Below are 5,664 nucleotides of genomic sequence, written 5' to 3'. Positions count from 1 at the left end.
GGGCGCGGACCGCGGCGCCGAGCAGCGCGGGCTCGGGCCGCGGCGGCCCGTCGGGCACCGGTACGGGCGCGGAGCGCGCTGGGGCGCGGTGCGCGTGGGCCCGCGCGACCAGCACATCGCCCTCCGCGGACTCGGCCGCCGGCGCGAACCCCATGGCGCGCAGCCCTTCGAGGAGCGCGGCCGGGTCCGCCTGGGTGGCGAGGACGGTGGGCGCGAGGCGGCGCAGCCGCAGGTTGGCCGAGCGCCGGTCGGCGAGGATCTCGCCGAGCACGGCCTCGTCGTCGGAGCGCACGTACGCCGAGGCGGCGCCGACCCGCAGATGGCCGTGCTTGCGGGCGACATCGTCGATCAGGTACGTCAGCGGCTGCGGCACGGGCGTACGGCTGTGGTCCCTGAGGAAGGCGTGCAGGTCGGACGCGGACTGCCCGGCGTCGAGCGCGCGCCGTACGGAACCGGGCGTGAAGCGGTAGACCGTCGCGCCGCCCTTGGACTCGATGTCCGCGGCGACCGAGAGCAGCTCGGCGAGCGGCCGCAGCAGCGGGCCTGGCGCGACGGCGGTCAGGTCGGCCTGGAGCAGCACATGGTCCAGCGGCTCGGGCAGCAGCGGCGCGAGCGCCCGCGCGGCGCGCGCGGCCCGCGCGCCCGGGGTCTCTGCGGCGGCCTCTGCGCTGAGCCACGCCGCCGCCCCGGTGGCGCCGGTGTCCCGCGTCGCCGTGTCCTGGCCCCCGCCCCACGCTGCCGCCCCGGGGTCCGCGTCCGGTGTACTGCCCTGCGCCACCACGCCCGGGCGCGCCTCCCGCGTCGTGGCCGCCTGGCCCCCGCCTCGTGGGAGTTCGCCGTCCGGCGTCGCGGGGAGCAGCGCGCGGCCCATCGCGGAGAGGGCGCCCCTGCCGGTGACGCCGAGCAGTTCGGCCTCGTCGAGCACCCAGCCGGCGAGGCGGGAGCGCAGGTCCTCGGTGCGACCTGTGACGCCCGCACCGCGCAGCGGGCGCTCCCAGTTCAGCCGGGTGAGCAGGGACTCGCGTGTCGGCGCCGTGCCCTCGGGCAGCGACGCGAGCAGCGCGAGGACGCGCAGCCGCACCTCGGGGGCCGCGCCGCGGTCCAGGTCGGGGCCGAGGGCGGAGAGCGTGCGGCCCCTGCTGTCCTGGCCGCCGACCAGGCCGGGGGCGCGGGTGGCGGCGAGCCACGCGGTGGCGAGTGCCGCCCAGCGCTCGGGCGCTGCCAGCTCCTGCCAGTCGTCGTAGGCGGGTGTCGGCGCGTACCGCTCGTCGGCCTCGCCGTCCGGGGCGATCAGCCCGGCCCCGTACGCCAGTTCAAGCCAGAACGCGGCGAGCGGCTCGGTGGTGTCGAGGGCGGCGGCCGTGCGCTTCAGGTCGCGCACGGAGAGGCCGCCCGCGCGCAGGACGCCGGGGCCGCCCTCGTTCCACTCCTTGCCCAGCTCCTCGACCGTGCCGACCGCGGTGAACGCCTGCGCGGCCCCGGCGCTGTCCACCACCTGCGGGCTGTAGGCGCCGCGCGGCTCCAGCGCGGGCGGCACCGGCTCGGGCTGCCGGTGCGCCCGGCCGCCGCGCAGGTGCAGCGCGACCTCGCGGGGCAGCACGACCGTGCGCGGCGACGCGGGCAGCAGCAGGCCGCGGTCGCGCAGCCACTGCACGGGCGGCGTCGGGTTCGCGGTGACCTCCCCGTACGGCGGCCCCCACACCAGCCGGTCCAGGACGCCCAGCGCCTCGCCCGGCGCGGTGTCGAGGAGCGCCGCCATCCGGCGGCGGTCGGTGAACAGGTCCGTCAGCGCGGCCACCGCGGAGACCGCGTCGTGCGTGGTGGGCAGGCCGGCGGCGGCGACGATCTCCTGGACACGGCCGGGCGACATGCCGGTGATCGCCTCCGCGACGGTCGGGCCGAGGCCCGTGGGGGAGGGGTGCGCGGGGGAGGGCGCGAGGAGTTCGCGCGCCGTGCGCACCAGGCGCAGGCGCTCGTCGTCGCCCCAGACGAGGGCCTGGTCGCGCAGGGTTTCGAGGGCCCGCGGCAGCGCGGCCTCGACGGCCTCGTCACCGTCGTCGCCCGCGAGGAGGCCGCGCAGGGCCCGGAGCGTGGCGGGCTCGGGGGCGACGGCGAGGGCCTCCGCCGCCTGGAGGGTGAAGCGGTCGAGCCGCTCCAGCGCGCGGACCACGGAAGCGCGGGTGCCGGCCCGCCCGGCCAGCTCGGAGAGGTCCTTCGGCACGGGGGAGAGCAGGTCGGGCCGGGCGCGCAGCAGCGCCCCGAGTGAGGCGTCGCCGCGGGCGCGCAGCGCCTCCGCGAGGGTGCGGGGCGCGGTGGCCGCGCGGTCGTCGCGGCCGGTGCCGCCGCGCCCGCCACGGGGCGCGCCGCTCGTCGCCTCGGGTCCTTCCGACACCTGTGCCTCCTCGGTACGGCCCGTCCTGCCCATCCGACCCAAGGTAGCCCGTGCCGGCGGCGCCGCGGGCCCGCCGCACCCCCCGCCGTGCGTCGGCCCCGCCCCGGAGGGCGCGGCGACCGCCCGCCGGCCCGGCCCCCGGTGTGCGGCAACAGCCCGCGGCTCGACGCGGGCGGAGGGACCCGGCCCACCGCCGTGGGGGCCGCGTCTGGCGCCGAGGGGGACCCTGCCCACCGCCGAGGACCCTGCCCACGGCCGAGGACCCTGCCCACCGCCGAGGGGCCCCGTCCGGCGTCGAGGGGGCCCCGGTTCACCGCTGAAGGGGCCCTGCCCACCGTCGAAAGCCCCGGTTCACCGTCGAGAGGACCCGGCCTACCGTCCCCGCGCGCCGGCGCGCAGCTGTTCCGCGAGCAGGTCCAGCTCGGCCGCCGTCGCGGACGAGAGGTCGCTCAGTCCGCTGTGCACGGCCGTCGAGCTCCGCAGGAAGCGCCGCAGCACGGGCACGAGCAGCCCCTCGGGCAGGACCCGCAGCGCCGCGAACCCGCGGGGGACCGGCGGCGCGGGCAGGGCGGCCAGCTGCCGCCGTATGCCGCGGACCATGTCACGGACCGCGTCCGGGTCGTCGGCAAGCGCAGCGGGGCCGCCCGCTGCGAGCGCCGCCCGTCCGAGTGGCACCGAGAACGCGGCGTGCGTCGCGAGCCAGGCCTCCATGCGCGGCTCGGCCCTGGTGGGGACCCCCGCGGCGCGGAACGTCCGCACGATCCGGTCGAGCCGCGGGGTGGTGCGGCCGCCGGGTTCGCCGACCGGCATCGCGAGGCCGCGGCCCGGGCCGGCCGCGCGGTGGCGTACGACGTCGCCGTCCATCGTGCCGCCGGACAGGGCCGGAAAGCCGAGCAGCACCCGCTCGCGGCCGAGCACCGCGCCCAGCGGCCCGGGGCCCGCCGCCCAGTTGTGCAGGAACAGCACGTCGCTCCCGAGGCCGGCGAGCGGTTCGAGCACCGCCGCGACCTGATGGGTGCGGACGAGGACGGCGATCAGGTCGTACCCGCCGTCCGGGTGCTCGACCACCGGCACCGGTACGCGCCTGACGGCCCGGCCGTCCTCCTCTGCGAGCAGCACCCCGTGCCGCCGCAGGGCGGCCAGGCGCTCGCCCCTGGCGAGGAGCGAGACGTCGAGCCCGGCCTCGTACAGGCGGGCGGAGAGCAGGCTGCCGAGGACCCCGGCGCCGTACACGAGCAGCTTCATGGCGACCCTCTGTCTGTCATCGATCTGCCGTCGATCTGTCGTCGATCCGGCTCATTCATACGTTCGTTTTATTCGAACGAACGGTACAGTACGCATCCATGGCGCCGACCGACACCCGCACCCAGCTCCTCGACGCGGCCGAGCACCTCTTCGCCGAGCGCGGCTACCGCGGCACCTCGATCCGCGCGGTCACCGAACTCGCCGGGGCGAACCTGGCCGCGGTCGGTTACCACTTCGGCTCGAAGGCGGAGCTTCTCGCCGCGGTCGCCCGCCGCGTGGTCGCGCCCATCACCGCCGCGCAGCGCGCCGGGCTCGACGCGCTGCTCGCCAGGGCGCCGGAGCCGCCGGTCGCCGACCTGGTCGAGGCGTTCGCCGGGCCGCTGTTCGACGGGATGCCGGCCGGCGACGAGGGCGGCGCCCGGAGGTCCCGGCTGATCGTGACGATCCTCGGCGACCCGGCAGAGGAGGCGCGCAGCTGGACGGGCCCGGCGGAGGACGCGGTCCGCGAGCGGTATCTGACGGCCTTCCGGCGCGCGCTGCCCGACCTCGCGCCGGACGAGCTGTGGTTCCGGATGCGGGGGATCCTCGCCGTGACCGCGGTGGACCGCGTGGACGTCCACAACCGGCCCTCCCCGGCCTGCCCGGCCCCCGCGCCGGGCGAGGCGGCCAGGCGCTACGCCGTCACGTTCCTGACGGCGGCGATGAGCGCGCCGCCGACGGCGCCCTGACGGCGCGAAGGCGGAGCCCGCGCGGGCGGGGTGCGGGCGGGTGTACGGAACCGGTGTACGGAACCGGCGCCTGAGCCTCCCGCGCACGGGCGCGCGTACGGAGCCCCGCACACGGGCGCGCGTACGGAACCGGCGCACGGGCCCGCCCGTGGATCCGGCGCGCGGTCCGGCGTACGGCGGCGGCGGGCGCCGTACGCCCGGCGTCGGCACTGGACGTGCGCGGAGTACTTCGACACCATCGCGTGCGTGGGGATCGAGAGCGACCAGCTGGTCTTTGACTACCTCAGCCGCGTCGGCGACGTGGCTCATCAGCGACAGATGCCGTCCGCGGACCGGATGAGGCTCGTCTCCTCGCTGCGCAGCGAGATCGACCGGCGGCGCGGTGACGTCGGCGGCGACACCACGGCCTCGGTCAAGCGCATCCTGGGGGAGCTCGGGACGCCCGAGACCGTCGTCGGCACCGCGGGAACGGGCCGGGCCACGGGCCGTGGTGACGAGGCGTCGGCCACCGGCCCCGGCGTGCCGCGGCAGGCGACGTCCACCCCGTCCATGCCGACGGGGCCGCACCTCGCGGGCATGGACGAGCGCGGCACGCCCCCGCCGGGCGGCGGCTCGACCGACTGGTGGCGGGTGCAGCCAGGCCCGGGGCCCGACGCGATGGGGGCCGGGCAGTTGCAGGTCGGCGGGTTCGTGGGCGGCGTCGAGATCCCGGAGATACTGCGCCCGCCGCGGCCGGAGGGCGAGTCGGCCGTGCCGCTGCACAAGGTGGTTCCCGCGGCCGTGGAGGAAGAGGCCGAGGTCGTCGAGGAGGCCGGCGGGCCCGGCCGCTCGTGGTGGCGCCGCAGGGGCGCCGCGGAGGGCAGGGGCTTCGGCCTGACCAACCCGTTCCTGCTGCTGACCGCCGCGCTGCTGGTGGTCGGCGCGGTCCTCGGCAACATCTGGGCGCTGCTCGCCGGCTGGGTGCTCGCGTACTTCTCGCGGACCCTGACGCGCAGTGAGGCGAAAGTCGCCGTCTTCTGGCTGCCGGGCGTGTCGGTGGCCGCGGGCCTGGTCTGGCTCTGGGGCCGCTTCAACGACCGCTGGGGCGACCCGATCCCGAAGGGCGGCATGGCCCACGCGCTCGCCGACACCTGGCCGGTCGTGGTCCGTGTCGCGGCCGTCGCCTCGGCCCTCTTCCTCGTCTGGCGCTCCCGCCGAGTCCGCTGAGCCCGCCTGAGCCGGCCGCTCCCGCCGAGTCCGCTGAGCCCGCCTGAGCCGGCCGCTCCCGCCGAGTCCGCTGAGCCCGCCTGAGCCGGCCGC

The 5,664-nt window shown here is 78.1% G+C and carries 4 protein-coding genes; 2 read left to right on the top strand and 2 right to left on the bottom strand.

Annotated elements, in window-relative coordinates; genetic code table 11:
• A partial coding sequence (locus ABEA77_RS20565; protein WP_425588336.1) for a helicase-associated domain-containing protein occupies positions 1 to 2,425 on the bottom strand: 2,425 nt, incomplete at its 3' end.
• Between the two features lie 339 nt (positions 2,426 to 2,764).
• Entirely contained in the window at positions 2,765 to 3,637 is an 873-nt protein-coding gene (locus ABEA77_RS20560) for a ketopantoate reductase family protein (protein WP_345649522.1), read from the bottom strand.
• Between the two features lie 98 nt (positions 3,638 to 3,735).
• On the opposite strand from ABEA77_RS20560, the gene ABEA77_RS20555 reads away from it, so the two are divergent.
• Together ABEA77_RS20555 and ABEA77_RS20550 are read left to right on the top strand one after the other, a co-directional pair.
• Positions 3,736 to 4,365: a TetR/AcrR family transcriptional regulator gene (locus ABEA77_RS20555; protein ID WP_345649519.1), complete on the top strand. Its 630-nt coding sequence runs from the start codon at positions 3,736 to 3,738 to the stop codon at positions 4,363 to 4,365.
• Positions 4,366 to 4,611: 246 nt separating this feature from the next.
• Entirely contained in the window at positions 4,612 to 5,571 is a 960-nt protein-coding gene (locus ABEA77_RS20550; RefSeq protein WP_345649516.1) for a hypothetical protein, read from the top strand.
• Positions 5,572 to 5,664 lie beyond the last annotated feature (93 nt).

Source organism: Streptomyces tremellae (assembly GCF_039540215.1).
Lineage (GTDB): Bacteria > Actinomycetota > Actinomycetes > Streptomycetales > Streptomycetaceae > Streptomyces > Streptomyces tremellae.
The sequence above is the reverse complement of the archived record's forward strand: the minus strand, read 5'-3'. Positions and strand labels throughout refer to the sequence as shown.

Bases quoted from the DNA above. Each gene is read 5' to 3' on its own strand.
- ABEA77_RS20560 (WP_345649522.1), bottom strand. From the start codon at position 3,637: ATGAAGCTGCTCGTGTACGGCGCCGGGGTCCTCGGCAGCCTGCTCTCC.
- ABEA77_RS20555 (WP_345649519.1), top strand. From the start codon at position 3,736: ATGGCGCCGACCGACACCCGCACCCAGCTCCTCGACGCGGCCGAGCAC.